The organism is Labrys sp. Lb11 (assembly GCF_057554225.1).
Genome location: NZ_BAAJOT010000004.1, coordinates 96,564 through 121,915 on the forward strand (window position 1 = coordinate 96,564; position 25,352 = coordinate 121,915).

The window sequence follows — 25,352 nt, forward strand, 5'->3', positions numbered from 1 at the left end:
GGGCCACGCCCGGCGGCGAGGCCGACGATCGCACCCCTGCAAGGTTGAACGCGACGCCAGGGTCGGCATTATGGGCACGACGGCGTTGCGTCCGCAGTGTCGCAGCCACCCCCGCTTTGTCCTGGAGACTTCATGGCCGACACTCTCCCCGCCTCGCGCCAGCCCGACGCGCCTTCGCTGGGCGCCCTGCCGGAATGGAACCTTGCCGACCTCTATCCCGGCATCGACTCGCCGGAGCTGGCCGCCGACCTCGGCCAGGCGCTCGGTCTGTGCAAGGCGTTCGAGGACACCCATAAGGGGCGGCTGGAGCAAATGCTGCGGGAGGCCGACGGCCCGGCGCGCCTGGCCGCCGTCATCGCCGAGTACGAGGCGATCGAGGACAAGCTCGGCCGCGTCGCCTCCTATGCCGGCCTGGTCTATGCCGGCGACACCACCGACCCTCGGCGCTCGAAGTTCTACGGCGACGTGCAGGAGAAGCTCACCGCCGCCTCCTCGCACCTCCTGTTCTTCACCCTGGAGCTGAACCGGCTCGACGATGGGCTGCTGCAGCGCGGCCTGGCCGACGCGGCCCTCGCCCATTGGAAACCCTGGCTGGAGGACATCCGCCGCGACAAGCCGCATCAGCTGGAAGACCGCATCGAGCAACTCTTCCACGAGAAGTCGGTCACCGGGCGCGGCGCCTGGAACCGGCTGTTCGACGAGACCATCGCCGGGCTGCGCTTCAAGGTCGACGGCCAGGAGCTGACCCTGGAGCCGACCCTCAACCTGCTGCAGGACACGTCCGAGGAGAAGCGCGAGACGGCGGCGCACGCCCTCGCCGACACGTTCAAGGACAATCTGCGGCTGTTCACCCTGGTCACCAACACCCTGGCCAAGGACAAGGAGATCTCCGACCGCTGGCGCGGCTTCGAGGACGTGGCCGATTCGCGCCACCTCGCCAACCGCGTCGAGCGCGAGGTGGTCGACGCCCTGGTCTCGGCCGTGCACCAGGCCTATCCGCGCCTGTCGCACCGCTACTACAGGCTCAAGGCCAGTTGGTTCGGCCGCGACAAGCTCGCCCATTGGGACCGCAACGCGCCGCTGCCCAAGGTGGAGAGCCGCACCATCGGCTGGGACGAGGCACGCGACACGGTGCTCACCGCCTATGCCGGCTTCTCGCCGCGCATGTCGAGCATCGCCAGGCGCTTCTTCGACGAGGGCTGGATCGACGCGCCGGTGCGGCCGGGCAAGGCGCCCGGCGCCTTCGCCCATCCGACCGTGCCGTCATCCCACCCCTATGTGCTGCTCAACTACATGGGCAAGACGCGCGACGTGATGACGCTCGCCCATGAGCTCGGCCACGGTGTGCATCAGGTGCTCGCCGCGCCCAACGGCGCGCTGATGGCGCCGACGCCGCTGACCCTGGCCGAGACCGCCTCGGTGTTCGGCGAGATGCTGACCTTCCGCGCCCTGCTCGCCAAGGCCGAGACCCCGGCGCAGAAGCGCGCCATGCTGGCCTCGAAGGTCGAGGACATGATCAACACGGTGGTGCGCCAGATCGCCTTCTACACCTTCGAGCGGCGGGTGCATGTGGAGCGGCGCAGCGGCGAGCTCACCGCCGAGCAGCTCGGCGAGATCTGGCTCGGCGTGCAGAGCGAGAGCCTCGGCCCGGCGATCGACCTCAGGCCGGGCTACGAGACCTTCTGGACCTACATCCCGCACTTCATCCATTCGCCCTTCTACGTCTATGCCTATGCCTTCGGCGACTGCCTGGTGAACTCGCTCTACGGCGTCTACCAGAACGCCCATGACGGCTTCGCCGAGCGCTACCTCGCCATGCTGGCGGCCGGCGGCACCAGGCACCACTCGGAACTGCTGGCGCCCTTCGGCCTCGACGCCCGCGATCCCGCCTTCTGGCAGATCGGCCTCGGCATGATCGAGGGGATGATCGGCGAGCTGGAGGCGATGGGCTAGCGCCCCCGGCGGCGCCGGGGCTATTCCCCGCGCTCCGTCATCTTCAGCCGCCTCGCGAGCACGACCGCCCTGACCTTCTCGCGCAACTGCCGCATGAGATCATTGGGAAGGTGGCCATAGGCATAGCGACGGCGGTCGTCGCCGGAGACCGGGCGGATATCCGGGCCGGGCCAGGTGAAAGTGTTGGCTTCGCTGGCAATGATCCAGGACGGCTCGCTGTCGAGACCGAGGCGCTGCTTCGTTGCGACCGGCATTTTGACGCCGATCTCATCCTCGCCCGGCGGACTATCGGTGATCGGCGACACGACGACAGTCGTGACGTCGCGCGAGCGACGCACGGCGACCACGATGACGCAGGGCCGGGTCTTATCGCCATTCTCCCGCCCTGCGCGTGCCTGCCGCCGCCACAGGAAGTCATAGGCGATGACCAGCCCGGGGACCGGCTCGGGAAGGCTCATCGGGACGACAGCTCGCCGTTGAACGCCTCTCCATCCGGCGGCAGGGGGTTATCAAGGAGGGCGTCGATCAGGTCCTCCTCCAGCTCCCAGACATGGGAAGCCTTCCTGTCCCGCCGCTTCAGCCTTTCATATTCCTCGACGTCGACCAGGGCGAAGCGGTCGCGGCCGTTGCGGGTGATGATCACCGGCTCCTTCAGGGCGGCATCCTGCCACTTGCCGATGTTCTTCTGGAATTCCGCCGCGCTGACCTTGGGCATGACATTGCCTCCTGCAAGACCCATATCATGGATGGTGACCATGATCCGGAAAATCCGGATCTTCAGGATGACAAGGATCGCTCCAGGTGGGACGCCTCTTCGCCGGATTGTTCGGACTGGCCAGCCTCGCCGGCGCCGGCCTCGTCGTCCTGCCGGTGGCCTATCAGAGCGCATCGCTGCTGGCGGCGGGCGATGATCCGGTGGCGATCAGCACGCTGCGGCTCGGCCCGGCGCTGACGCCGGACCGGATCGCCGGGGAAGTCGAGAGCGCGCTGGCGGCCGGCGACGCGGACCTTGCCGAAAGTTTCGTCGCCCTCGCCGACCAGAACCGGGTTCCCGTCGACGCCGCGCTGCGCGCCCGCGCGGCGCAGGCGGCCGAGGGCGGCGTCGCCGAGACCGCCTATGATTTTGCCCGCGGTGCCGTGGTCGGCGACGTCGGCGGCCTCACCGGCCTTGCCGGCGCCTTCGCCGGCGACATGGTCGGCATCGGCGACGTCCGCGACCTGGCGCACCAGGGCTGGCGCGTCGCCCGGGGCGAGGAGGCCGACACGCTGGTTGTCGGCCTGGCTGCCGTCGGCCTGGCCGCGACTGCGGCGACCTGGGCCAGCGCCGGCGAGGCGGCACCGCTGCGCGGCGGCCTGTCGCTGGTGAAGACAGCCCGCAAGGCCGGCCGGCTGTCGCAGGATCTGACGGCGAGTGTCGGCCGGATGCTGGTCAAGGCGGTCGACGGGGCGGAGCTGCGCCAAGCGCTGACGGCGGTGCGCAGCCTCGACCTCGCCGCCTCGGCGAAGGCAGCGTCACGGGCGATCCGTCCGGCCGCGGTCGCGCCGCTCGGGGCCATGGGGCGCGACACCTTCGCCCTGTTCCGCCGCGCCAATGCCCGAGCGGTCGAGGACGTGCTGGCTGTGGCGAAGTCGCCGGCCGAGATCGGCCGCGCCGCCCGCCTGTCGGAGCGGTTCGGACGCGGCACGCGGGCGACGCTGAAGCTGCTCGGCCGCGGTGCGCTGTTGCTCGGCACCGGCCTCTGGGGCCTGCTCGGCTGGCTGGCGGTGGGCCTTTTCTATGCCTATGCCGTTTCGCGGGGGGCCAAGCGGTTCGGCGAGCGGCTGGCCCGCCGGCGCGGCCGGCGCATCAGTCGCAGTCGAACAGCGACACTCGTTCCGGCAGGTGCTCGACCAGCGGTTTGAAGGTCTTGGTCTCGGGGTCGCGTACCAGCAGGCGCCCGGTGGCGATGCCGAAATAGGCCCCATGCAACTCCAGCTCGCCGCTGTCGACGCGACGGCGGACCGAGCCGAACGTCATCAGGTTGGCGAGGCTCTGGTCGATCGCCGCCAGCTCCAGCCGGGTGATGTAGTCCGGGCTGGGCTCCTCGCCCGGGTCCTCCAGCATGTCGGCGGCAGGGGCGATGATCGACATCCACTTGCCGATGAAGTCGCCCGAGGACAGCGGCGCCCGCTTCTCCGCGAAAGAGCGGATGCCGCCGCAGCGGGCATGGCCCATCACCACGATGTGCTTGACCATCAGCGCCTGCACCGCGAATTCGAGCGCGGCGCTGACGCCATGGAACACGCCGCCGGTCTCGTAGGGCGGCACCAGATTGGCGACGTTGCGCACCACGAAGAGCTCGCCCGGCCGGGCGTCGAAGATCACCTCCGGCGAGACGCGGCTGTCGCAGCAGCCGATGAGCAGGATCTCGGGATTCTGCCCGCCCTCGGCCAGTTCCTCGTATCGGCGCCGCTCCTGCCGGAAGCGGTCGCCGAGGAAGCTGCGATAGCCATTGCCGAGGCGCTCGGGAAACATGCCTCTCCGTCCTCCCGGTTTTACCGGCGGACCTGCATCATGCTGCGAGGTTGCGCAGCACGTATTGCAGGATGCCGCCGTTCTTGAAGTAGTCGAGCTCGTCCAGCGTGTCGATGCGACACAGCAGCGGCACCCTGGTGACCGCGCCGTCGGCGGCGGTGATCGTCGCCTCCACCTTCTGGCGCGGCTTCAGCGCGGCGATGCCGGTGATGGTCACCGTCTCGTCGCCCTTGAGACCGAGCGTCTGCCAGGAGGTGCCTTCCTCGAAGGTGAACGGCACCACGCCCATGCCGACCAGGTTGGAGCGGTGGATGCGCTCGAAGGACTGGGCGACGACGGCGCGCACGCCGAGCAGCTTGGTGCCCTTGGCCGCCCAGTCGCGCGAGGAGCCGGTGCCGTATTCCTTGCCGGCGAGCACCACCAGCGGAACGCCCTCGTCCTTGTAGCGCATGGCGACGGTGTAGATCGGCGCCTGCTCGCCGTCGGGGTAGTGGATGGAGATGCCGCCCTCGACCCCCGGCACCATCTGGTTCTTGATGCGGATATTGGCGAAGGTGCCGCGCATCATCACCTCGTGGTTGCCGCGCCGCGTGCCGTACTGGTTGAAGTCGGCCGGACGCACCTGGTGGTCGCGCAGATACTCGCCCGCCGGGCTGGCGGCCTTGATCGAGCCGGCCGGCGAGATGTGGTCGGTGGTGATCGAGTCGAGGAACAGGCCGAGGATGTGCGCGCCGATCACGTCGGCCGGCGTCTCCGGCGTCTTCGTCATGCCGATGAAATAGGGCGGGTTGCGCACATAGGTCGAGCGGTCGTCCCAGGCATAGGTCTCGCCGGTCGGCGCCTGGATCGCCCGCCAGTTGGCGTCTCCCTTGAACACGTCGGCGTATTTGGACTTGAACATCGCCTTGGTGACGTACTGGTCGATCACCGCCTGGATTTCGTGGGCGGTCGGCCAGATGTCCTTCAGGTAGACCGGCTTGCCGTCGCTGCCCGTGCCGAGCGGCTCGGTGGTGAGGTCGAGCTGCAGCGAGCCGGCGAGCGCGTAGGCGACCACCAGCGGCGGCGAGGCGAGGTAGTTGGCCTTGACGTCCGGATTGACGCGGCCTTCGAAGTTGCGGTTGCCCGAGAGCACGGCGGCGGCGACGAGGTCACCCTTGTTCACCGCCTCCGAGATCTCCTCCGGCAGCGGGCCGGAATTGCCGATGCAGGTGGTGCAGCCGAAGCCGACCAGGTTGAAGCCGAGAGCGTCGAGGTCGGGCTGCAGGCCGGACACCCGGAGATATTCCTCCACCACCTGCGAGCCCGGCGCCAGCGAGGTCTTCACCCAGGGCTGGGACTTGAGGCCCTTCTCGCGCGCCTTGCGCGCCAGCAGGCCGGCCGCCACCAGCACGGAGGGGTTTGAGGTGTTGGTGCAGGAGGTGATGGCCGCGATCGTCACCGCGCCGTGCCTGAGGGCGAAGTCGCGTCCGTCGACGGGCACGGCCTTGGCCGCCTCGCCTGCCTTCTTGAACTCGCCGTCGAGCGCGGCGAGGAAGCCGGCCTTGGCGTCGGAGAGCAGCACCCGGTCCTGCGGGCGCTTCGGGCCGGCGAGCGAGGGCAGCACGGTGGAGATGTCGAGCTCCAGCACGTCGGTGAACATCGGATCGGGGCTGTTTGCGGTGCGGAACAGGCCCTGGGCCTGGGTATAGGCCTCGACTAGGGCGATGCGGTCGGCCTCGCGGCCGGACTTGTCGAGATAGCGCAGCGTCTCGGCATCGACCGGGAAGAAGCCGCAGGTCGCGCCATACTCCGGCGCCATGTTGCCGATGGTCGCCTTGTCCTCCAGCGTCATGGCGTCGAGGCCGGAGCCGAAGAACTCGACGAACTTGCCGACCACGCCCTTCTTGCGCAGCATCTGCGTCACGGTCAGCACCAGGTCGGTGGCGGTGACGCCGGCGGCGAGCTTGCCGGTCAGGCGGAAGCCGATCACTTCCGGGACCAGCATCGAGATCGGCTGGCCGAGCATGGCGGCCTCGGCCTCGATGCCGCCGACGCCCCAGCCCAGCACGCCCAGGCCGTTGATCATCGTGGTGTGGCTGTCGGTGCCGACCAGCGTGTCGGGATAGGCGACCTCGCTGCCGTCGGCGTCCTTGCTGGTCCACACGGCCTGCGCCAGGTATTCCAGGTTGACCTGGTGGCAGATGCCGGTGCCCGGCGGCACCACGCGGAAATTGGCGAAGGCCGACTGGCCCCATTTCAGGAAGCGGTAGCGCTCCTGGTTCTGCTCATATTCGCGGGCGACGTTCTTGCCGAAGGCGTCGGCCGAACCGAAATAGTCGACCACGACCGAGTGGTCGATGACGAGGTCGACCGGCACCAGCGGGTTGATCTTGTTGGGATCGCCGCCGAGCGCCTTCATGGCGTCGCGCATGGCGGCGAGGTCGACCACGGCCGGCACGCCGGTGAAATCCTGCATCAGCACCCGGGCCGGACGGTAGGCGATCTCCTTCTCGGCCTTGCCGCGGTTGACCAGGAACGCCGCCACCGCCTCGATGTCGGCCTTGGTGACGCTGCGGCCGTCCTCGAAGCGCAGCAGGTTTTCCAGGAGCACCTTCATCGAGGCCGGCAGAGCCGAGATGCCCGCCAGGCCGTTCGTCTCGGCCGCCTTCAGCGAATAATACTGATAGGTCTTCGAGCCCACCTTCAGGGTCTGGCGGGCTTTGAAGCTGTCGAGCGAGGCCATGGAACTCTCCGGGGAGCGGGTCTAGCGATGAGGCGGGCGGCGACCAGACACCAGGGCGGAGCTGCTGCGCCGCAACATCCGAGGGGGGCGTTATAGAAAGATTCTGATCAGCCCGCTAGGCCGATGAAAGTCGTGCTTTCTTTCGCCGCGGCCGGGGTCAGTAGACCACGCCGGTGAGGTAGAGACCGTGCGGCGGCGCCAGGGCGGCGCAGCGCGAGCGGTCGCGCGCTTCCAGGGCCGCGACGAGGTCGGCCGCGCTCCAGGACCCGTCGCCGACGCGCTTGAGCGAGCCCACCATCGAGCGCACCTGGTTGTGCAGGAAGGAGCGGGCGGCGGCGACCACGTGGATCTCGGCGCCCTGGCGGAAGACGTCCAGCCGGTCGAGCGTCTTCACCGGGCTGTCCGACTGGCAGTCGGCCGAGCGGAAGGTGGTGAAGTCGCGATGCCCGATGAGGCCCTGCGCCGCCCGGTGCATGGCCTCGGCGTCGAGCGGCTTGCGGCTGTGCCAGCAGCGCAGCCGCTCCAGCGCCAGCGGCGGGCGGCGGTCGACGATGCGGTAGAGATAGCGCCGGCCCTTGGCCGAGAAGCGGGCGTCGAAAACGTCGGGCACCTGCTCGGCCGCCAGGACGGAGACGTGCTCGTCCATCAGCGTCAGATGGGCATTGAGCGCGTCGCGCACCTGGTCGTTGCGCCAGGCCTTGGCCAGCATCACCGAGGCGACCTGGCCGGTGGCGTGGACACCGGCATCGGTGCGCCCGGCGCACTGGATACGCAGATCCTCGCCGGTGAAGGCCAGGATCGCCTCCTCCACCGCCTGCTGCACGGCGCGGCCGTTGGCCTGGCGCTGCCAGCCGGCATAGGGGGTACCGTCATATTCGATCAGGAGCTTGTAGCGGGGCATGACGGGCGTTCGAATGCCGCCATCGGCCGCGAACGTCAACCGTGGCCGCGCCGGCTTTCGAGTCCGCCGCGGTCGGCGAGGCTCGCCAGCGTGTCCGGATCCTCGGTGTTCAGGTCGTCCGCTGACGCCGCCTCGAGGCCGGCATGGGCCAAGGCCGAGACGTCGGCGCCGGCGCGCAGGGCCGCCGGGACCATGCGACGCCCCAGGCTCGGATCGGCCGGGTCTTCGATCTCCGGCTTGAGTGCGGACATGGCGGGCTCCGGGATTGGCGGGGATCAGAGCCGAGATAGGCCTCCACCACCTTGTCGTCGGCCGCCACCTCGGCCGCCGGACCGCCGTCGATCGGGCCGCCATGGTGCAGCACCACCAGGCCTGCGGCCTGAGCGGCGAGACCGATCGTCCCGCGGATGCGATAAGGAGGAACCGGCGACCGATTGCCGATTTATCCGAGATGCGCCCTCCAGCAGAAGGAATGGACTGTCATGACGGCAGCGGACCTCTCCGACCTCTACCGGAGCTATATCGCCTGCCTCAACCGGCAGGACTGGCTCAATCTCGGCGGCTTCGTCGGCGAGGACGTGCGCCACAACGGCCGGCGGATCGGCCTGTCCGGCTATCGCGCCATGCTGGAGAAGGATTTTCGCGAGATTCCGGATCTCCGCTTCGATATCCGGCTTCTGGTCTGCGAACCGCCGCGCATCGCCAGCCGGCTGGACTTCCATTGCACGCCGGCGGGCACTTTTCTCGGCCTTGCCGTCAATGGCAGGAAGGTCCGGTTCGCCGAGAACGTCTTCTACGAGTTCCGGGACGAGAAGATCGCCGAGGTCTGGTCGATCATCGACAAGACGGCGATCGAGGCCCAGCTTTGAAGACCGGACCGGCCGGCGAGGCGGCCAGGCAGGCAGGGCTCAGTCAAATGTCGCGAGGTAGAAATGCCCACCCATGGGCGTGACGCCGAGGATGGGTAGAGCATTGAGGTTTCGCTGCTTCCAGGCGTCGGATCGCTTCTCCTCCGGAACCGTGACTTCGTCGCTCTCGTCATAGACCACGCCGAGGCTGATCGTACCGAAGCCGTCCCACTCCCATTGCGCGAATTTGGGCTGGCCGTCCGGTATCGCCCTGATCTCATCCAGCATCCGGCTGCGCTCGATCTCGAAGCGCAGCACGAAGCCGCACCCGCGCAGCCATGCCACCCCCTCGAAGCCGGCCGGAGCGGCAGCCAGCAGGGCGAGGGGAAGCACGGCATAGGCCAGAGCGCGACGCCAGGCGCGCCGGCTTGCCGACCACAGGGCCGCCACCGTCGCGATCAGCGCCGCCAAGCTCGCGACGCGAACGCCGGGAGAAGGACAATGACATAGGCAATGCTCGCGCCGATTGGCGTGGCGCATAAGAGGACAAAGGCGCCGGGCAGGCCGAGCGTCAGGAAAGCCGGCCACAGGACGATCCTGTCCGCAGACGCGGACCGGCGCGGCTTGATGACGGGAACTGCCATGACCAACGTCCATGCGGGCGAAGCCCTTGATCCTCCGGCGACCCGCCGGCGCGCTCAGAAAACCTTCGCGCCCTTCGACAGCCCCGCCCCCTTCAGGAACTCCGCCGCCTTCATCGGCGCCTTTCCGGCCCGCTGCACCTCGGCGAGGCGCACGGCGCCCTCGCCGCAGGCTATGGTGAGCGCCTCGTCCAGCACCGTGCCCGGGGCGCCGGAGCCCGCTGCAAGGGTCGAGCGCAGCGCCTTCACCCGCTGGGTTCCCTGCCCCCAGTCGGCCTCGAACCAGGCGCCGGGAAACGGCGACAGCCCGCGCACATGGTTGTGCACGGCCGCGGCCGGCTGCGACCAGTCGATGCGCGCCTCGGCCTTCTCGATCTTGCGGGCATAGGTCACGCCCGCCCCGGCCTGCGGCACGAAGGCCAGGGATCCGCGCGACAGCGCCGCCAGCGCCCGGGCCATCAGGTCGGCGCCGAGCACCGACAGGCGGTCATGCAGCTCGCCGGCGGTCATGTCGGGGGCGATCGCCAGCTTCTCGGCCATGGCGACCGGGCCGGTGTCGAGCCCCTCCTCCATGCGCATCACCATGACGCCGGTCTCGGCGTCGCCCGCCATCACCGCGCGCTGGATCGGCGCCGCGCCGCGCCAGCGCGGCAGCAGCGAGGCGTGCAGGTTGAGGCAGCCCTCGCGCGGCGCCGCCAGGGCGTCCTTGGGCAGGATCAGGCCATAGGCGACGACCACGGCGACGTCGGCCTCGAGCGAGGCGAAGGTCTCGACCGTCTCGGCGTCGCGAAAGCTCCTCGGGGTGAACACCGGGATGCCGAAGCCTTCGGCCAGCCGGTGCACCGGCGAGGGCGCCAGCTCCATGCCGCGGCCGGCCGGCGCCGGCGGGCGGGTGTAGACCGCCGCGACCTCATGGCCCTGGCCCAGGATCTCCGCCAGCACCGGCCTGGCGAAATCCGGCGTGCCCATGAAGACGACGCGCAGTGTCATCGTCTATCCCACGATCCGCGGCTTCGGCGCCGGCTTCTCGTCAGCCTCGCCATCGGCCTCGCCGCGCTTGGCCGCCTTGGTGAACTTGCGGATCACCATGTTGCGCTTGAGCTTGGAGATGTGGTCGATAAACAGCACGCCGTCGAGATGGTCGATCTCGTGCTGCAGGCAGGTGGCGAGCAGGCCGTCCGCCTCGATCTCCTGCGCCTTGCCGTCACGGTCGAGATAGGCGACGCGCACCCGGGCCGGCCGCTCGACCTCGGCGTAGTAGTCGGGAATCGACAGGCAGCCTTCCTCGTAGACCGAGCGCTCGTCCGACGACCAGACGATCTGCGGGTTGATCAAGGTTATCGGCGCCCGTTCCTCCTCGGTCCGGCTGGTGTCGATGACGACGAGGCGCCGCGGCTCGGCGATCTGGATCGCCGCAAGCCCGATGCCCGGCGCGTCATACATTGTCTCCAGCATGTCGTCGGCGAGCTTGCGCAGCTCATCGTCGACGCGCTCGACGGGCGCGGACTTGAGGCGCAGTTGCGGGTCGGGCAGGATGATGATCGGTCGGAGGGCCATGCCCGGGAGATAGTCTGCCGGGCGCACAGGGTCAATCGGCCCTAGAGCAAAGCGCGTTTTGGTGGAAACGCGCTTTGCTCCAGCTCCTTGTTTCGACGCGTCTTTGCGACTTGACGCGAGTCCGTCAAATCGCAAAACGCTTTAGGCGCCGATCCGGCCGGGATTTGCGCCGGCCGATCCGCCGGCCGAGGACGAAGCCTGTCATGCGCCGCACCGCCGCCCTGCTTCTCGCCGTCCTCGCCGGCGCGCCGGCCCTGGCCGCCGGGGCACTGCAGGACGAGGAGCCGCCATTGGCCGATCTCGGCCGGACGCTGACCCACTACGCCACCATCGCGCGCAACGACGGCGCCTTCCGCCGGCTGTGGATCGACGAAGCCTCGCTCGCCCGCGCCCGGCGCGGCCAGCCGCTGCCCGACGGCACCACCATCGCCATGGAGACGTTCTACGGCCCGGCCAACCGCGCCACCGTCTTCACCAAGGTCAAGCAGGGTACGGCCTGGCTCTACGGCTCCTTCGAGCCCGGCCAGCCGGACTGGACCGGCCTCAAGGCCAAGACGGTCTGCCACGCCTGCCACATCGATGCGGCGGAGGACCTGACCTTCACCCTGCCCGAGATGGCAAAGTTCGGCGAAACGCGGCAGGTCCTGCGCCTGTTCTGCGACCAGTCCGGCCGGGTGCCGTGCGAGGCCGCCTTCTACGCGCATGCGGGCGCCCCGTGATCGGCGCCATCGCCGGGCGCTGGCCGCCCCTGATCCGCCTGCTGCACTGGGCGACCGCCGCGCTGGCGCTGGCGGCGATCCCCGCCGCCTATGCGGCGCAGGCCCTGACCGAGACCGACACCGACCGCGCCGAGCAGCTGATCGGCCTGCACATCCTGGCCGGCCTGGCGATCCTGGTGCTGACCCTGGCTCGCCTGTCGGCCCGCCTGGTGCTGCGGCGCCGGCCGGGGCCGCCGCGCTCGCGGCTGCACCGCCTGCTCGCCGGCCTGCGCACGGCGGCGTTCTACACGCTGCTGCTGGCGTTGCCGCTCTCCGGCATCCTGAAGCTGACCCTGTCCGGGCTGGACGTCTCGGCCTTCGGGATGACGCTGATCCCCGCCGGCGACACCGCGCCGCGCCTTGCCCGCCTTCTCAACACCGCCCATGCCTGGATGGCCAAGGGCTTCATCGCCCTGGCGCTCCTGCATGCCGGCGCCGCCCTCGCCGGGCGTGCCGCGCCTCAGGTGTCGTCGCGCGGATAGGAGATGATCGACAGGAACCGGATCGGCAGGCTGCGCATCTCCTCCGGCCCGTGCGGGGCGTCCGCGTCGAAGAACAGGCTGTCGCCCGGCTGCATGACATAGAGCTTGTCGGCGTGGCGATACACCACCTCGCCCTCCAGCATGTACAGGAACTCCAGCCCCGAATGCTGGAACAGCGGAAACACGTCCGATTCCTGCGTCAGCGTGATCATGTAGGGCTCGACCACGACGCGGCCGGTGTGGCCGCCGGTGTGGCCGAGCAGGTGGTACTGGTGGCCGGCACGCGTGCCGCGCCGCTCGATCGCCAGCCCTTCGCCCGCCTTGACGAAGACGGCGTCGCGCCGCTCCTCGTAGCGGCGGAAGAAGGCCGTCACCGGTACGCCGAGCGCGCGCGACAGGAGTTGCAGCGTGGTCAGCGACGGCGAGGTGACGCCGTTCTCGATCTTGGAGAGCATGCCGAGCGACAGGCCCGTCGCCACGGCCAGGTCGGACACGGTGAAGCCGAGCTTGTTGCGGAAGGCGCGGACCTCGCGTCCGATCGCCACTTCCAGGATATTGTCGCGCGCGCCCTCCAGGGCATGCGGATCCTGCGAGGTCAGAGTGGGCGCGGAGGGGTAGTTGCCGGTCGGGAATGCATCGGGGAACAGGGACTCGCCGGGGATTGCCTCCCCGGCTTCGGCCGGGGCCGCGGCACGGCGCGGCGCGGGGCGGAGCAGTTCGCTTCCGGACACCTCCGGCGCCCGATCACCCGACCCTGCCTCCGCCCGCTTGCTCATCCGCTCGTTAATCCTCTGAACGTCGAAATCCCCACGGCATGGCCGTCGAATTCGGCGGCGGCATCGCGCAGGCACTCCCAGAAGTACGTGGCGGACGCGCTGTCAGCAAGCACATGAAACACCGGCGTGCCGCCGATATCGGCCCGCATCACGATGACGTTGAGCCGCGCCACCGAGGTCTGCGCGATGGAAAGATCGGAAAACTTGTGAAAACGCAAGTCGATACCGCAGATTTTCGCGAACATGGCCGGCAGAGCCTCGCCCGCCAGGGCGAGCCAGGCATGGCTGTCGCGCCGCGGCAGCGGATAGGTGCGCTCCTCGTCCTCGATGCGCCAGGTCGCCTCCATCTCCTCGAAACGCCGGCCGTCGCCGGCGAGGTTCGACAGGAGGATGACCTCGCCCGGCGCCAGCACCAGGCAGAGCCCGCCGTCAGCCTGGCGGAAGGCCCGGTTCGGCGTCGATTCCACCACGACGCCGCGCTTTTGCATGGCGGCGATCGTGCCGCGCCCCTTGAAGCCGAGACGCGGCAGAGGGCTGAGGTCGGCCATGCGGATGGCCGCAGCCCGGGCCGGCGTCACCGCGTCGGCGATCATGGCGTCGGGCAGGGTGGTCCAGGCAGCCCCCTCCTTGTCGAGGGTGCGGTAGAGCGGCGTGCGGCGCGGCAGGGTCTCGGCAATGGCGGACATCACAGCTCCTGCCGCTTGTTCTCGGGGTCGTAGAACGGCACGGGCACGGTCTCGGCCCGGATCATCCGGCCGCCGTCGATGCGGATCTCGAAGGTCGAGCCGATCGCGGCGATGTCACTTGGCACATAGGCGAGGCCCACCACCCGATCAAGGGTGGGCGAGCGCACCGCCGAGGTGACGCGGCCGGCGATGTCGCCGTCGCGGATGACCAGGTGGCATTCCTTCGGGCACGGCGCGCCGGGATCGGCGAGCGTGAAGCCGACCAGCCGGCGGGCGACGCCCTTGGCCATCTGCATCTCGACAGCCCGCTTGCCGACATAGAACGGCTTCTTCTTGGCCAGCGCCCATTCCATGTTGGCCTCGGCCGGATTGGTCAGGCCGTCCGTGTCCTGGCCGACGATGATATGGCCCTTCTCCAGGCGCAGCACGCGCTGGGCCTCGACGCCGAAGGGCTTCAGGCCGAAGGGCTGGCCGGCAGCGAACAGCTTGTCCCAGAGCGCTTCGCCCAGGCCCGAGGGGCAATGGATCTCGTAGCCGAGCTCGCCGACGAAGCCGACGCGCAGCACCCTGACCGGAATGCCGCCGAGCCGGCCCTGGCGCACCGCCATGTAGGGGAAGGCCTCGGCCGAGAAGTCGATGTCGGTCTCCAGCGCCGCCAGCGCCTCGCGCGCCTTCGGTCCGGCGATGTTGACGCCGGAATAGGCGGCGGTGACGTTGGCGATGTCGACGTCGAGCTGCCACTGCGTGTTCCACCACGTCATCTGGCGATAGACCTGGTCGACCGCGCTGGTGGTGGCGGTGAGGTAGTAGTGCCTGTCGTGGAAGCGGCAGGCGACGCCGTCGTCGATGACCACGCCGGTCTGGTCGGTCATCAGGGCGTAGCGGGCGCGGCCGATCGGCTGCTTGGCGTAGGCCCAGGTGTACATGCGGTCGACGAATTCCGCCGCGTCGGGGCCGCGGATGTCGAGGCCGCCCAGGGTCGAGACGTCGATCATGCCGACATTGCCGCGCACGGCGCGCACCTCGGCCGCGATCGCCTCGGCCGCGCCGCGCTTCGGCCCGTAATAGGCCGGGCGCATCCACAGGCCCGCCGGCATCATCTGCGCGCCGAGCTCGAGATGGCGGTGATGCATGGCGGTGTGGCGCACCGGTTCGAAGGCGCGGCCCGCCATGTGGCCGAACTTCTCCGGCACCAGCGGCGGTCGGAAGGTGGTGGTGCCGACAGCCTGCAGGGTCCGCCCGGTCTGCCTGGCCACCAGGCGGATGGTGTTGAGATTGGCATGCCGCCCCTGGCTCGGGCCGAGCCCGGCGGTGGAGTAGCGCTTGACCAGCTGGATGTCGTCGTAGCCGTCCTTGACCGAGTTGACGATGTCCTTGGTCTGCAGATCCTCGTCGAAGTCGACGAAGTCCTTGGCCTTGGCGTCCGAGAAGATCGGCCAGGGGTGGGTGATGTGCGCGGCGGTCGCGTCCGCCGTGGCCGGGCGGGGCCCGGGATCGCCGCCGGGACGCGCCGCCGCCGCGGCGCGGGCACCGACGACGCGCGCATCCGCCGTCACCGCCTCCTCGCCCCACAGGCCCGCCGCCGCGCCGGTCAGGGCCAGGCCCTGCGGCAGGTCGGTGGCGCGATGCATGGCGATGGTCGGGTCGTAGACCACCTTGGCGCCGGCATGGCTGGCGAGGTTGAGCGCGGGCGTATAGCCGACGCCCATCAGCACGAGGTCGCAGGCGATCCACTCCGGCGTGCCCGAGGTCTTGCCTTCGCCCGCCACCTTGGCCACGGCCACGGCCTCGACCCGCGCCTTGCCCCGGGCGTCGACCAGCGTCGAGCCCGGCAGGATGCGCAGGCCCCGCGCCCGAGCCTGCACTGCGGCCTGGCTGTCGTTGGCCATGTTGAGATCGACGATCGCCGCCACGGTCACGCCGGCGCTGGCAAGGTCGAGCGCCGCCTCGTAGCCGAGGGCGTTCGCGGTGACGACGACCGCCTGGCGGCCCGGCTTGACGCCGTAGAGCCGCATCAGCCGCTGCGCCGCGTCGGCGAACAGGATGCCGGGCCGGTCATTGTTCGGGAAGACCAGGGGCTGGTCGAAGGCGCCGGTGGCGAGCACGACCTGGCCGGCGCGGATCTTGTAGAGCCGGTTGCCCGAGATCGCCGCGGCCCAATTGTCGGAGAACAGGCCGGAGACGGTGGTGTCGCTCAGGATGGTCAGGCCGGGCAGGCTGCGCGCCCGGGCGACCAGCGCCTTGCGGCGCGTCTCGGTCAGGGTGCGTCCCGAGCCGCCGCGGCCATAGAGCAGCGAGCCGCCCAGTTCCGGCCACTCGTCGATCAGCAGCGTCTCGGCCCCGGCCTCGGCAGCCGAAATCGCCGCCTCCAGGCCGGCCGGTCCGCCGCCCACCACCAGAACGTCGCAGAACAGATAGGCCTTGTCGTAGTAGCCGTGATGCGCCTTGGGGTCGAGCTTGCCGAGGCCGGCGAGTTCCCGGATCGGCTTCTCGAACAGCTTCCAGGACGGGCGGAAGAAGGTCTTGTAGTAGAAACCGACGGGCAGGAAGCGCGAGAATTTCTCAAGCCCCGCATACCAGTCGCGGTCGAGCGAGCCGGCATGGTTGACCGACACCGCCGCCATGCCGTCTGCGATCGGATGCCGGTCGCCGCGCACGTTCGGCTCGGGTCCGACCTGCACCAGCGAATTGACGTCGTGCCCGGCCATGGTCAGCGGCCCGCGCGGCCGGTGATACTTGAAGGAGCGCGACATCACCCAGCGGCCGCCTGCGACCAGCGCGCTGGCGATGGTGTCGCCCTTGTAGCCGCGATGGGCGACGCCGTCGAAGGTGAAGGTGACCGGCTTGGCGCGGTCGATCAGCAGGCCCCATTCGTCGCCGGCGAGGCGAGTTGCATCGGACGCGGTCATGCCTCACCCGCCTTCTTCAATCGGGAGAAATAGGTGTCGGCGGTCATGGTCTCGAGGATTTCGTCGGTGACCGTGTTGCGGCGGGCGATGAACCAGTAGTTTGTCGGGGCGTGCAGCCACCACTCATGGACTTCGCCGGCGATATTGTCTTCCAGGAACAGGAAATCGGTCCAAACCGCGTCCGGAGCGCTGGCCGGATCCGGCATCGCCTTGACGTCGCCGGCCCAGACGAACTCGGAGATGTTGCGCGGGCCGTTGAGAGGGCAGGTCATGAGCTTCATCGGCGGCTCGCCTCGTCGTGCTTGGGCATGTCCCTCGTTCCTCAATGGCCGACCGAGGCCGCGCCCTTCTCGCCGACCAGGTCGAAGGTGCGGAACCGGTCGAGAGCGAAGGGCTTGAGCAGATCCGGCTGCTTGCCGGTGGCGACGCATTCGGCCATGCGGTTGCCGCAGACGGGCGTGGCCTTGAAGCCCCAGGTGCCCCAGCCGGAATCGATGTAGTAGTTCTCCACCGGCGTCAGGCCCATCACCGGCGAGAAGTCGGGCGTCATGTCGGCCATGCCGGCCCACTGCCTGAGGATGCGCAGCTCGCTCATGAACGGGAAGAGCTCGAGCATGTGGCCCATCAGCCCTTCCTTGAAGTCCAGCGTCGAGCGGGTGGAGTAGAGGCCGTAGGGATCGGTCGCCCCGCCCATCACCATCTCGCCGCGTGCCGACTGCGAGATGTAGACGTGCAGCGAGCCGGAGACCACGATCTGGTCGAGGATCGGCTTGACCGGCTCGGAGACGCAGGCCTGCAGCGGGATGGTGCGGATCGGCAGCTTGAAGCCGGCCATCCGGGCGACGCGGCTGGAAGCGCCGGCCACCGCCTGCACCACCTTGTTGGCGTGGATGGTGCCGCGGTTGGTCTCGACGCCCTTGACGCACCCGCCCTCGATCAGGAGGCCGGTCACCTCGGTCTGGGTGTGCACCTCGACGCCGCGGCGCATCGCTTCCTTGGCATAGCCCCAGGCCACGGCGTCGTGGCGGGCGATGGCGCCGGGCGGATGGTAGAGCGCGCCCAGGACGGGATAGCGGGCATCATCCGAGACGTGCATGATCGGGCAGATCCGCGCCACCTCGTCGGCATCGATCACTTCCGAATCGACGCCCATGTGCTTGTTGACCTCGGCGCGCCAGCGGGCCGTGCGCATCGCCGCGTCGGTATGGGCGAGGGTGAAGTGGCCCCGCTCCGAGTACATGATGTTGATGTCGAGCTCGAGCGACAGGCCGCGGAACAGCTCCACCGACTCCTTATAGAAGGAGACGCCTTCCGGGGTCAGGTAGTTGGCGCGCACGATCGTGGTGTTGCGGGCGGTGTTGCCGCCGGCCAGCCAGCCGCGGTCGAGCACGGCGATGTTGGTGATCCCGTGCTTGGCCGCCAGATAATAGGCCGTCGCCAGGCCGTGGCCGCCGGCGCCGATGATGACGACGTCGTAGGTCTTCTTCAGATCCGGCGCCCAGCGCAGGTGCGGATCGTCCGGATGCTCGGAACTCAAGCCGTATTTGAGAAGCGCCAGAGGCATATGTCACTCCGCGGCATCGGGCCACGCCCTTGGTTTTAGCGGGCGCTTCCTGAAGTGCAACAAAATTTCCGGCCGTTAAAATCCGGAGCACGCCGCGCCGCGATTCGACGCAGTTATCGTCAGGGTTGCGCTTTCCCGCAGCACGACGCACTATGCGTATTCCTAGCAGGAAAATTCGTTTCCGCCAGCCGGATGTTGCCTGCAGTGAAATTATTTTTCTTGCCAGTTGAGAAGGTCGGACAAACCTGCTAGCGTTCGGCAACATCAACAGCGGAGGATCCGCCCCATGTGTGGGATCGTCGGTCTCTTCATCAAGGATAAGGCGCTGGAGCCGGAGCTCGGCGCGTTGCTGTCCGACATGCTCGCCACCATGTGCGATCGCGGGCCGGATTCCGCCGGCTTTGCCGTCTACGGCGCCCCCGAGACGGGCAAGGCCAAGGTCACCGTGCAGTCGGCGACCCCCGAGGCCGATTTCGCCGGCCTCGACAGGGCGCTCAGCGAAAAGCTCAACGCTGCCGTGACGATCGAGGTCAAGTCCACCCATGCGGTGCTGACCGTGCCGGCCGACAAGGTCGAGGCGACCCGCGCCGCCCTCCCCGAGCTGCGCCCGTCCGTGCGGATCATGGGCGCCGGCGAGGCGATCGAGATCTACAAGGAAGTCGGCTATCCCACCGACGTGTCCAAGCGCTTTGCGCTCTCGGCCATGACCGGCACCCACGGCATCGGCCACACCCGCATGGCGACGGAATCGGCGGTCACCACCCTCGGCGCCCACCCCTTCTCCACCGGGGCGGACGAGTGCCTGGTGCACAATGGTTCGCTGTCGAACCACAACAACCTGCGCCGCGAGCTCAAGCACGACGGCATGACCTTCGAAACCGAGAACGACACCGAGGTTGCCGCCGCCTACCTGACCTGGCGGATGAACCAGGGCCTCAATCTCGGCCAGGCGCTGGAGAAGGGCCTGGAGGATCTCGACGGTTTCTACACCTTCGTGGTCGGCACCAAGAACGGCTTCGGCGTGCTGCGCGATCCCATCGCCTGCAAGCCGGCCGTGCTGGCCGAGACCGATCAGTATGTCGCCTTCGGTTCGGAATACCGGGCGCTGGTCAATCTCCCCGGCATCGAGAATGCCCGGGTGTGGGAGCCCGAGCCCTCGACCGTCTATTTCTGGGAGCGTTGAGATGCAGACAATCGACCTCGCCAAGACCCCCTTGCGCGAGCTGAACCAGTCCCTGCACGCCCTCAAGGAGGGCGCCAACGAGACGGCCTGGGAGGTTGTGAATCCGAAAGGGTCGCATGCCGTCGCAGTCGGCGTCGATGCGCCCGTCACCGTCGAGATCAAGGGCAGCGTCGGCTATTACTGCGCCGGCATGAACAAGGACGCCACCATCGTCGTGCACGGCTCGGCCGGGCCGGGCGTCGCCGAGAACATGATGTCGGGCGAGGTTCGCATCAAGGGCGATGCCAGCCAGTATGCCGGCGCCACCGGCAAGGGCGGCCTCCTGGTGATCGAGGGCAACGCCGCCTCGCGCTGCGGCATCTCGATGAAGGGTATCGACATCGTCGTGAAGGGCAATATCGGCCACATGTCGGCCTTCATGGCCCAGTCCGGCAACCTCGTGGTCTGCGGCGACGCCGGCGACGCCCTCGGCGACTCCATCTATGAGGCCCGCCTGTTCGTGCGCGGCGCGGTCAAGAGCCTCGGTGCCGACTGCATCGAGAAGGAGATGCGCCCCGAGCACCTGGAGATCCTTGCCGGCCTCCTGGACAAGGCGGGATTCGAGGACGTCAAGCCGAGCGAGTTCAAGCGCTACGGCTCGGCCCGGAAGCTCTACAACTTCAACATCGACAACGCCGACGCCTATTGACCGGCGTCGCATCCCTCTCCCGCCACCCCGGCCGGTTCCGGGGTGGGCTCGCAGGCGGCAGGCCCGGATCGCGCGGCCTGCCGGGAGAGGCGGATCGAGAGGGCCTTGCCCTCCAGCCCAAGACAAGAGCCGTCCGGCGCCCATTCACACGTTCACCTCGCCCTGCGGGCCGCATCCGTCCGGGACAGAGGTTACGGAGCCATCCATGAGCTACCACAACCCGCCCACCGTCCCGCGCAAGTCCGCGACTTTCGACGACTACACCCTGTCGGAAATCCGCCGCGCCGCGACCACCGGCATCTATGACATCCGCGGCGCCGGAACCAAGCGCAAGGTGCCGCATTTCGACGACCTCCTGTTCCTCGGCGCCTCGATCTCGCGCTACCCGCTCGAGGGCTATCGCGAGAAATGCGCGACCAATGTCGTGCTCGGCTCGCGTCACGCCAAGAAGCCGATCGAGCTCAAGATCCCGATCACCATCGCCGGCATGAGCTTCGGCTCGCTGTCCGGCCGCGCCAAGGAGGCGCTCGGCCGCGGCGCTTCGCTCGCCGGCACCTCGACCACCACCGGCGACGGCGGCATGACCCCCGAGGAGCGCGGCCAGTCCAGGCACCTGGTCTATCAGTACCTGCCCTCGCGCTACGGCATGAACCCGGACGACCTGCGCAAGGCCGACGCCATCGAGGTGGTGGTGGGCCAGGGCGCCAAGCCCGGCGGCGGCGGCATGCTGCTCGGCCAGAAGATCTCCGACCGCGTCGCCCAGATGCGCACCCTGCCCAAGGGCATCGACCAGCGTTCCGCCTGCCGCCATCCCGACTGGACCGGCCCGGACGACCTGGAGATCAAGATCCTCGAGTTGCGCGAGATCACCGACTGGGAGAAGCCGATCTACGTCAAGGTCGGCGGCGCCCGGCCCTACTACGACGTCGCCCTGGCCGTGAAGGCCGGCGCCGACGTGGTCGTGCTCGACGGCATGCAGGGCGGCACCGCCGCCACCCAGGAAGTGTTCATCGAGCATGTCGGCCAGCCGATCCTCGCCTGCATCCGCCCGGCCGTGCAGGCGCTGCGGGATCTGGGCATGCACCGCAAGGTCCAGTTGATCGTCTCCGGCGGCATCCGCAACGGCGCCGACGTGGCCAAGGCCCTGGCGCTCGGCGCCGACGCGGTGTCGATCGGCACCGCCGCCCTGGTGGCGCTGGGCGACAACGACCCGGCGCTCGAGGAGGAATATCGCAAGCTCGGCACCACGGCCGGCGCCTATGACGACTGGCACGAGGGCCGCGACCCGGCCGGCATCACCACCCAGGATCCGGAGCTGATGGAGCGCCTCGACCCGGTCAAGGCCGGCCGGCGCCTGGCCAACTACCTCAAGGTGATGACGCTGGAAGCCCAGACCATCGCCCGCGCCTGCGGCAAGAACCACGTGCACAACCTCGAGCCCGAGGATCTGTGCGCCCTGACCATCGAGGCCGCGGCCATGGCGGGCGTGCCGCTGGCCGGCACCAGCTGGGTGCCGGGACGCGGTCCCTTCTGACCCGACCGCGACGGCCGGCGCCACGACGCCGGCCGTCGCACGAGCCTATGCGAACGACAATCAGCCGTGCGGCAAGCACGGCCCTCTCACCCAGACGGGAATCGACGACAATGGCGCAGGACCTTGCGACGCTCGCGAAAGAAAAGGGCATCCGCTACTTCATGATCTCCTACACCGACCTGTTCGGCGCCCAGCGCGCCAAGCTGGTCCCGGCGGCGGCGATCGCGGACATGCAGAAGGACGGCGCGGGCTTCGCCGGCTTCGCCACCTGGCTCGACATGACGCCGGCCCATCCCGACCTCTTCGGCCTGCCCGATGCGGACGCCGTCATCCAGCTGCCCTGGCGCAAGGAAGTGGCGTGGGTCGCGGCCGACTGCGTGATGGAGGACAAGCTCGTCGGCCAGGCACCGCGCGTGGTGCTCAAGAACGTCATGGCGAACGCGGCCAAGGAAGGCCTCTACGTCAAGACCGGCGTGGAGGCCGAATTCTTTCTGGTCGACGCCGACGGCACCGCCATCTCCGACGGCAAGGACAATGCGGCCAAGCCCTGCTACGACCAGCAGGCGCTGATGCGCCGCTACGACGTGATCGCCGAGATCTGCGACTACATGCTGGAGCTGGGCTGGCAGCCCTACCAGAACGATCACGAGGACGCCAACGGCCAGTTCGAGATGAACTGGAACTTCGACGACTGCCTGATCACCGCCGACCGCCACTCCTTCTTCAAGTTCATGGTGCGCTCGGTCGCCGAGAAGTACGGGCTGCGCGCCACCTTCATGCCCAAGCCCTTCCCCGGCCTGACCGGCTCGGGCTGCCATGCCCATATCTCGGTGTGGGACAAGGCCGGCAAGGTGAACATGTTCTATGACGCCGAGGACGAGATGGGCCTGTCCCGGCAGGGCTACTACTTCCTCGGCGGCATCATGAAGCATGCCGAGGCGCTGTCGGCGATCACCAACCCGACCGTGAACTCCTACAAGCGCATCAACGCGCCGCGCACCATCTCCGGCGCGACCTGGGCGCCGAACTCCGTGACCTGGACCGGCAACAACCGCACCCACATGGTGCGCGTGCCCGGCAAGGGCCGCTTCGAGCTGCGCCTGCCCGACGGCGCCGCCAACCCCTACCTGATGCAGGCCGTGATCGTCGCCGCCGGCCTCGACGGCATCCACTCGGAAGCCAATCCCGGCAAGCGCTACGACATCGACATGTACAAGGACGGCCACACGGTGACGGACGCGCCGAAGCTGCCGCTGAACCTGCTCGACGCCCTGCGCAACTTCGACAAGGACGAGAGCCTCAAGGCCGCGCTCGGCAACGAGTTCTCCGAGGCCTACCTGAAGCTGAAGCGTCGGGAGTGGGACAGCTTCTGCTCCCATTTCACCCAGTGGGAGCGTGACCACACGCTCGACGTGTAAGCCCCGCCACACCGGCAAATCGGGACAGAATGCGGCGCCTGCGACTCTCCCCCCTCCGGCCGCCGGCCGTATGAGGTGGGAGTGGTCGCGGGCGAACGCTCCTGCGCCCACCCATCATCGTCCCACGGCCATTGCGGCATCGCGCGGATCGGGGTCCCCGCGCCGCGACGGTCCGGCATCCCGCGAGGCCGAGCCATGACCACCCTGATCGACGGCAATGTCCATGCAGCCAGGCTGCGCGAGCGCACCAAGGCGCGGGCCGAGGCCTTTGCCGCCCGCCACGGCCGGCAGCCTCGCCTCGACGTGGTGATCGTCGGCGACCATCCCGCCAGCCGCGCCTATGTCCGCACCAAGACCAAGATGGCGCACGAGACCGCCATCGACGGCCGGCTGATCGAGCTGCCCGAGACCATCGGCGCCGAGGCCCTGCTGGCCGAGATCGCCCGCCTCAACGCCGACCCCGGCGTCGACGGCATCCTGGTGCAGCTGCCCCTGCCCGATCATCTCGACGGCCAGATGATGATCGGCGCCATCCATCCCGACAAGGACGTGGACGGCTTCCATCCGATGAATGTCGGCCGCCTGTTCACCGCCGCCAAGGTCGACCCGGAGCGGATGCTGATCCCCTGCACCCCGCTCGGCTCGCTGATGATGCTGCACGACACGCTCGGTCCCGGCGGCCTCACCGGCAAGACCGCCGTGGTGGTCGGCCGCTCCAACATCGTCGGCAAGCCCATGGCGCAGCTGCTGCTCGCCAACGACTGCACCGTGACCATCGCCCATTCCCGCACGAAGGACCTCGCCGCGGTCTGCCGCGAGGCCGACATCCTGGTGGCGGCGGTCGGCCGGCCGGAGATGGTGCGCGGCGACTGGATCAAGGACGGCGCTGTCGTCATCGACGTCGGCATCAACCGCGTGCCGACCGAGGACGGCAAGGGCCGCATCGTCGGCGACGTCGCGACCGCCGAAGCCATGGGCCGCGCCGCCCATATCACCCCGGTGCCCGGCGGCGTCGGCAAGATGACGGTGGCCTGCCTGCTGCACAACACCGTGGTGGCGGCGCAGGCCCGCATCGAGCTGGCCTGACGCTTCGTCCCCGCCTGCAGCGTTTTGCGATCTGACGGAGTCGCGTCACGTCGCAATGACGCGTCGAAACAAGGAGCTCGAGCAGAGCACGTTTCCACCAGGACGCGCTCTGCTCGAGCGGGGACGAACGGTCTCGCAAACCGCACCGGCGGCAGTTATACCCGTGGCGGACGCTGCGCCGGGCCGGCGCAGCCCCGCCGGCGCCGTTGAGGGAGACACGCATGCAGTTCGTCATTCTTTGCAAGGACAAGCCCGACGGCTTCGACCTTCGCGCGCAGGTCCGTCCGGCGCATCTCGACTATCTCAACGCCCAGGGCGCCGCCCTGCTGGCTGCCGGCCCCTTCCTCGACGATCAGGAGCGCCCGATCGGCTCGATGCTGATCGTCGACGTCGCATCGGAAGCCGACGCCAAGGCGCTCGCCGGCGGCGACCCCTATGCCGAGGCCGGCCTGTTCGTCTCCACCGAGATCCGGCGCTGGCGCTGGGGCGTCAAGCCGCCGAAGGCGTGAGGCCGGACCATGGCGCATTGGCTGATCAAGTCGGAGCCGGACGTCTGGTCCTGGGACAAGCAGGTCGCCGCGGGGTCCAAGGGCACGCCCTGGGACGGTGTGCGCAACCACGCCGCCAAGCTCAACCTGATGGCGATGAAGGTGGGCGACCAGGCCTTCTTCTACCATTCCAACGAAGGCAAGGCGGTCGTCGGCGTCGCCGAGGTGGTGCGCGAGCATTATCCCGACCCGGCGACGCCGGGCGAGCCCTGGGTGCTGGTCGACTTCAAGGCCGTCGCCCCCTTCCCCAAGCCGGTGACGCTCGCCGCCGTCAAGGCCGAGCCGCGGCTCGCCAAGATGGCGCTGGTCGCGTTCTCGCGCCTGTCGGTGCAGCCGGTGACGGACGAGGAATGGGCGATCGTCTGCGCCATGGGCGGCTACAAGGGCTGATCGCCGGGGCCTGCCACCTTAGGCGGGATCCAGCGTCGGCGCGGCCGTACGCACAAGGGGCGTCTGATGGGGTGTGGAGGGTGGATCGCGCCCTTTATCGCCCTGCCCGACCGTCGTGCCGGCCGAACACCGGCTTGCCCCTGCCCGCCACACCCCATCCGTCAATCCTTCGGATTGACACCTTCCCCGCCTC

Annotated in this window: 26 protein-coding genes and 1 pseudogene; 13 read left to right on the forward strand and 14 right to left on the reverse strand. The window is 69.0% G+C overall.

Annotation, left to right across the window (positions count from 1 at the left end; translation table 11 throughout):
• Positions 1–132 precede the first annotated feature (132 nt).
• Positions 133–1,953, forward strand: a complete 1,821-nt coding sequence (locus AC27L4_RS15000) for a M3 family oligoendopeptidase (RefSeq protein WP_487143036.1) — start codon at positions 133–135, stop codon at positions 1,951–1,953.
• 20 nt (positions 1,954–1,973) lie between these two features.
• On the opposite strand, the gene AC27L4_RS15005 is transcribed toward AC27L4_RS15000, so the two are convergent.
• Both AC27L4_RS15005 and AC27L4_RS15010 read right to left on the reverse strand, forming a co-directional pair.
• The gene (locus AC27L4_RS15005) at positions 1,974–2,411 is read right to left on the reverse strand and encodes a type II toxin-antitoxin system PemK/MazF family toxin (protein ID WP_487143037.1); all 438 of its coding nucleotides are present in this window, start codon (positions 2,409–2,411) and stop codon (positions 1,974–1,976) included.
• Positions 2,408–2,668, reverse strand: coding sequence for a type II toxin-antitoxin system Phd/YefM family antitoxin (locus tag AC27L4_RS15010; protein ID WP_487143038.1), 261 nt, complete (start codon positions 2,666–2,668; stop codon positions 2,408–2,410). The genes AC27L4_RS15005 and AC27L4_RS15010 overlap by 4 nt, the downstream gene beginning before the upstream one ends.
• An 86-nt stretch (positions 2,669–2,754) precedes the next feature.
• On the opposite strand from AC27L4_RS15010, the gene AC27L4_RS15015 reads away from it, so the two are divergent.
• Positions 2,755–3,855: a hypothetical protein gene (locus AC27L4_RS15015; protein ID WP_487143039.1), complete on the forward strand. Its 1,101-nt coding sequence runs from the start codon at positions 2,755–2,757 to the stop codon at positions 3,853–3,855.
• Here the strand turns inward: AC27L4_RS15015 and AC27L4_RS15020 are convergent.
• The 4 genes from AC27L4_RS15020 to AC27L4_RS15035 all read right to left on the reverse strand — a co-directional run bounded on the left by AC27L4_RS15020 (position 3,800) and on the right by AC27L4_RS15035 (position 8,342).
• Complete coding sequence (locus AC27L4_RS15020; RefSeq protein ID WP_487143040.1) at positions 3,800–4,468, reverse strand: carbonic anhydrase; 669 nt, start codon at positions 4,466–4,468, stop codon at positions 3,800–3,802. The two genes, AC27L4_RS15015 and AC27L4_RS15020, sit on opposite strands and share 56 nt — an antisense overlap.
• Positions 4,469–4,505: 37 nt before the next feature.
• Positions 4,506–7,190, reverse strand: coding sequence for an aconitate hydratase AcnA (gene acnA, locus AC27L4_RS15025; protein WP_487143041.1), 2,685 nt, complete (start codon positions 7,188–7,190; stop codon positions 4,506–4,508).
• Positions 7,191–7,347: 157 nt separating this feature from the next.
• On the reverse strand, positions 7,348–8,091 hold the full coding sequence (gene truA / locus AC27L4_RS15030) for a tRNA pseudouridine(38-40) synthase TruA (RefSeq protein WP_487143042.1): 744 nt from the start codon (positions 8,089–8,091) through the stop codon (positions 7,348–7,350).
• 35 nt (positions 8,092–8,126) lie between these two features.
• Complete coding sequence (locus AC27L4_RS15035; RefSeq protein WP_487143043.1) at positions 8,127–8,342, reverse strand: hypothetical protein; 216 nt, start codon at positions 8,340–8,342, stop codon at positions 8,127–8,129.
• A gap of 231 nt (positions 8,343–8,573) precedes the next feature.
• Here AC27L4_RS15035 and AC27L4_RS15040 point away from each other — a divergent pair, with 231 nt between their 5' ends.
• Complete coding sequence (locus AC27L4_RS15040) at positions 8,574–8,960, forward strand: ester cyclase (RefSeq protein WP_487143044.1); 387 nt, start codon at positions 8,574–8,576, stop codon at positions 8,958–8,960.
• Between the two features lie 39 nt (positions 8,961–8,999).
• Here the strand turns inward: AC27L4_RS15040 and AC27L4_RS15045 are convergent, their stop codons facing one another.
• The 3 genes from AC27L4_RS15045 to def all read right to left on the reverse strand — a co-directional run bounded on the left by AC27L4_RS15045 (position 9,000) and on the right by def (position 11,137).
• Positions 9,000–9,410, reverse strand: a complete 411-nt coding sequence (locus AC27L4_RS15045; RefSeq protein ID WP_487143045.1) for a hypothetical protein — start codon at positions 9,408–9,410, stop codon at positions 9,000–9,002.
• A 227-nt stretch (positions 9,411–9,637) separates the two neighbouring features.
• Entirely contained in the window at positions 9,638–10,570 is a 933-nt protein-coding gene (fmt, locus tag AC27L4_RS15050; RefSeq protein ID WP_487143046.1) for a methionyl-tRNA formyltransferase, read from the reverse strand.
• Positions 10,571–10,573: 3 nt separating this feature from the next.
• The gene (def, locus tag AC27L4_RS15055) at positions 10,574–11,137 is read right to left on the reverse strand and encodes a peptide deformylase (RefSeq protein ID WP_487143047.1); all 564 of its coding nucleotides are present in this window, start codon (positions 11,135–11,137) and stop codon (positions 10,574–10,576) included.
• A gap of 203 nt (positions 11,138–11,340) precedes the next feature.
• On the opposite strand from def, the gene AC27L4_RS15060 reads away from it, so the two are divergent.
• A complete protein-coding gene (locus AC27L4_RS15060; protein ID WP_487143048.1) occupies positions 11,341–11,856 on the forward strand; it encodes a hypothetical protein in 516 nt (171 codons plus the stop codon).
• Positions 11,853–12,377 carry a cytochrome b/b6 domain-containing protein gene (locus AC27L4_RS15065; RefSeq protein WP_487143049.1) on the forward strand — a complete coding sequence of 175 codons (525 nt, stop codon included), beginning with the start codon at positions 11,853–11,855 and terminating at the stop codon, positions 12,375–12,377. The genes AC27L4_RS15060 and AC27L4_RS15065 overlap by 4 nt, the downstream gene beginning before the upstream one ends.
• On the opposite strand, the gene AC27L4_RS15070 is transcribed toward AC27L4_RS15065, so the two are convergent.
• The 4 genes from AC27L4_RS15070 to AC27L4_RS15085 are packed head-to-tail and all read right to left on the reverse strand — an operon-like array spanning position 12,356 to position 17,029.
• The gene (locus tag AC27L4_RS15070; RefSeq protein ID WP_487143050.1) at positions 12,356–13,153 is read right to left on the reverse strand and encodes a helix-turn-helix domain-containing protein; all 798 of its coding nucleotides are present in this window, start codon (positions 13,151–13,153) and stop codon (positions 12,356–12,358) included. The genes AC27L4_RS15065 and AC27L4_RS15070 overlap by 22 nt on opposite strands.
• The gene (locus tag AC27L4_RS15075) at positions 13,150–13,839 is read right to left on the reverse strand and encodes a hypothetical protein (protein ID WP_487143051.1); all 690 of its coding nucleotides are present in this window, start codon (positions 13,837–13,839) and stop codon (positions 13,150–13,152) included. The genes AC27L4_RS15070 and AC27L4_RS15075 overlap by 4 nt, the downstream gene beginning before the upstream one ends.
• Entirely contained in the window at positions 13,839–16,748 is a 2,910-nt protein-coding gene (locus tag AC27L4_RS15080) for a glycine cleavage T C-terminal barrel domain-containing protein (RefSeq protein WP_487143052.1), read from the reverse strand. Before AC27L4_RS15080 ends, AC27L4_RS15075 begins: the two co-directional genes overlap by 1 nt.
• Complete coding sequence (locus AC27L4_RS15085; RefSeq protein ID WP_487143053.1) at positions 16,745–17,029, reverse strand: sarcosine oxidase subunit delta; 285 nt, start codon at positions 17,027–17,029, stop codon at positions 16,745–16,747. The genes AC27L4_RS15080 and AC27L4_RS15085 overlap by 4 nt, the downstream gene beginning before the upstream one ends.
• On the opposite strand from AC27L4_RS15085, the gene AC27L4_RS15090 reads away from it, so the two are divergent.
• A complete protein-coding gene (locus AC27L4_RS15090; RefSeq protein ID WP_487143811.1) occupies positions 16,946–17,248 on the forward strand; it encodes a hypothetical protein in 303 nt (100 codons plus the stop codon). The two genes, AC27L4_RS15085 and AC27L4_RS15090, sit on opposite strands and share 84 nt — an antisense overlap.
• Here AC27L4_RS15090 and AC27L4_RS15095 read toward each other — a convergent pair.
• A pseudogene (locus tag AC27L4_RS15095) lies at positions 17,191–18,312 on the reverse strand (FAD-dependent oxidoreductase); the annotation flags it as partial. The gene AC27L4_RS15090 and the pseudogene AC27L4_RS15095 sit on opposite strands and share 58 nt — an antisense overlap.
• A gap of 286 nt (positions 18,313–18,598) precedes the next feature.
• On the opposite strand from AC27L4_RS15095, the gene AC27L4_RS15100 reads away from it, so the two are divergent.
• From AC27L4_RS15100 to AC27L4_RS15130, 7 genes are all read left to right on the forward strand, one after another.
• The gene (locus AC27L4_RS15100; RefSeq protein ID WP_487143054.1) at positions 18,599–19,495 is read left to right on the forward strand and encodes a class II glutamine amidotransferase; all 897 of its coding nucleotides are present in this window, start codon (positions 18,599–18,601) and stop codon (positions 19,493–19,495) included.
• A gap of 1 nt (position 19,496) precedes the next feature.
• Positions 19,497–20,183 carry a protein GlxC gene (locus tag AC27L4_RS15105; protein ID WP_487143055.1) on the forward strand — a complete coding sequence of 229 codons (687 nt, stop codon included), beginning with the start codon at positions 19,497–19,499 and terminating at the stop codon, positions 20,181–20,183.
• A gap of 205 nt (positions 20,184–20,388) precedes the next feature.
• Positions 20,389–21,717 (forward strand): FMN-binding glutamate synthase family protein, encoded by a 1,329-nt coding sequence (locus AC27L4_RS15110; RefSeq protein WP_487143056.1) that lies wholly within the window; start codon positions 20,389–20,391, stop codon positions 21,715–21,717.
• Positions 21,718–21,827: 110 nt separating this feature from the next.
• Complete coding sequence (glnT, locus tag AC27L4_RS15115; protein ID WP_487143057.1) at positions 21,828–23,135, forward strand: type III glutamate--ammonia ligase; 1,308 nt, start codon at positions 21,828–21,830, stop codon at positions 23,133–23,135.
• A gap of 195 nt (positions 23,136–23,330) precedes the next feature.
• A complete protein-coding gene (locus AC27L4_RS15120) occupies positions 23,331–24,221 on the forward strand; it encodes a bifunctional 5,10-methylenetetrahydrofolate dehydrogenase/5,10-methenyltetrahydrofolate cyclohydrolase (RefSeq protein ID WP_487143058.1) in 891 nt (296 codons plus the stop codon).
• Positions 24,222–24,442: 221 nt separating this feature from the next.
• Positions 24,443–24,730: a YciI family protein gene (locus tag AC27L4_RS15125; protein WP_487143059.1), complete on the forward strand. Its 288-nt coding sequence runs from the start codon at positions 24,443–24,445 to the stop codon at positions 24,728–24,730.
• Between the two features lie 9 nt (positions 24,731–24,739).
• Entirely contained in the window at positions 24,740–25,159 is a 420-nt protein-coding gene (locus tag AC27L4_RS15130) for an EVE domain-containing protein (protein ID WP_487143060.1), read from the forward strand.
• The last annotated feature ends 193 nt before the right edge of the window (positions 25,160–25,352 follow it).

Bases quoted from the DNA above. Each gene is read 5' to 3' on its own strand.
- AC27L4_RS15000 (WP_487143036.1), top strand. From the start codon at position 133: ATGGCCGACACTCTCCCCGCCTCGCGCCAGCCCGACGCGCCTTCGCTG.
- AC27L4_RS15005 (WP_487143037.1), bottom strand. From the start codon at position 2,411: ATGAGCCTTCCCGAGCCGGTCCCCGGGCTGGTCATCGCCTATGACTTC.
- AC27L4_RS15010 (WP_487143038.1), bottom strand. From the start codon at position 2,668: ATGCCCAAGGTCAGCGCGGCGGAATTCCAGAAGAACATCGGCAAGTGG.
- AC27L4_RS15020 (WP_487143040.1), bottom strand. From the start codon at position 4,468: ATGTTTCCCGAGCGCCTCGGCAATGGCTATCGCAGCTTCCTCGGCGAC.
- acnA (WP_487143041.1), bottom strand. From the start codon at position 7,190: ATGGCCTCGCTCGACAGCTTCAAAGCCCGCCAGACCCTGAAGGTGGGC.
- truA (WP_487143042.1), bottom strand. From the start codon at position 8,091: ATGCCCCGCTACAAGCTCCTGATCGAATATGACGGTACCCCCTATGCC.
- AC27L4_RS15035 (WP_487143043.1), bottom strand. From the start codon at position 8,342: ATGTCCGCACTCAAGCCGGAGATCGAAGACCCGGCCGATCCGAGCCTG.
- AC27L4_RS15040 (WP_487143044.1), top strand. From the start codon at position 8,574: ATGACGGCAGCGGACCTCTCCGACCTCTACCGGAGCTATATCGCCTGC.
- fmt (WP_487143046.1), bottom strand. From the start codon at position 10,570: ATGACACTGCGCGTCGTCTTCATGGGCACGCCGGATTTCGCCAGGCCG.
- def (WP_487143047.1), bottom strand. From the start codon at position 11,137: ATGGCCCTCCGACCGATCATCATCCTGCCCGACCCGCAACTGCGCCTC.
- AC27L4_RS15060 (WP_487143048.1), top strand. From the start codon at position 11,341: ATGCGCCGCACCGCCGCCCTGCTTCTCGCCGTCCTCGCCGGCGCGCCG.
- AC27L4_RS15070 (WP_487143050.1), bottom strand. From the start codon at position 13,153: ATGAGCAAGCGGGCGGAGGCAGGGTCGGGTGATCGGGCGCCGGAGGTG.
- AC27L4_RS15075 (WP_487143051.1), bottom strand. From the start codon at position 13,839: ATGTCCGCCATTGCCGAGACCCTGCCGCGCCGCACGCCGCTCTACCGC.
- AC27L4_RS15080 (WP_487143052.1), bottom strand. From the start codon at position 16,748: ATGACCGCGTCCGATGCAACTCGCCTCGCCGGCGACGAATGGGGCCTG.
- AC27L4_RS15085 (WP_487143053.1), bottom strand. From the start codon at position 17,029: ATGAAGCTCATGACCTGCCCTCTCAACGGCCCGCGCAACATCTCCGAG.
- AC27L4_RS15100 (WP_487143054.1), top strand. From the start codon at position 18,599: ATGTGTGGGATCGTCGGTCTCTTCATCAAGGATAAGGCGCTGGAGCCG.
- AC27L4_RS15105 (WP_487143055.1), top strand. From the start codon at position 19,497: ATGCAGACAATCGACCTCGCCAAGACCCCCTTGCGCGAGCTGAACCAG.
- AC27L4_RS15110 (WP_487143056.1), top strand. From the start codon at position 20,389: ATGAGCTACCACAACCCGCCCACCGTCCCGCGCAAGTCCGCGACTTTC.
- glnT (WP_487143057.1), top strand. From the start codon at position 21,828: ATGGCGCAGGACCTTGCGACGCTCGCGAAAGAAAAGGGCATCCGCTAC.
- AC27L4_RS15120 (WP_487143058.1), top strand. From the start codon at position 23,331: ATGACCACCCTGATCGACGGCAATGTCCATGCAGCCAGGCTGCGCGAG.
- AC27L4_RS15125 (WP_487143059.1), top strand. From the start codon at position 24,443: ATGCAGTTCGTCATTCTTTGCAAGGACAAGCCCGACGGCTTCGACCTT.
- AC27L4_RS15130 (WP_487143060.1), top strand. From the start codon at position 24,740: ATGGCGCATTGGCTGATCAAGTCGGAGCCGGACGTCTGGTCCTGGGAC.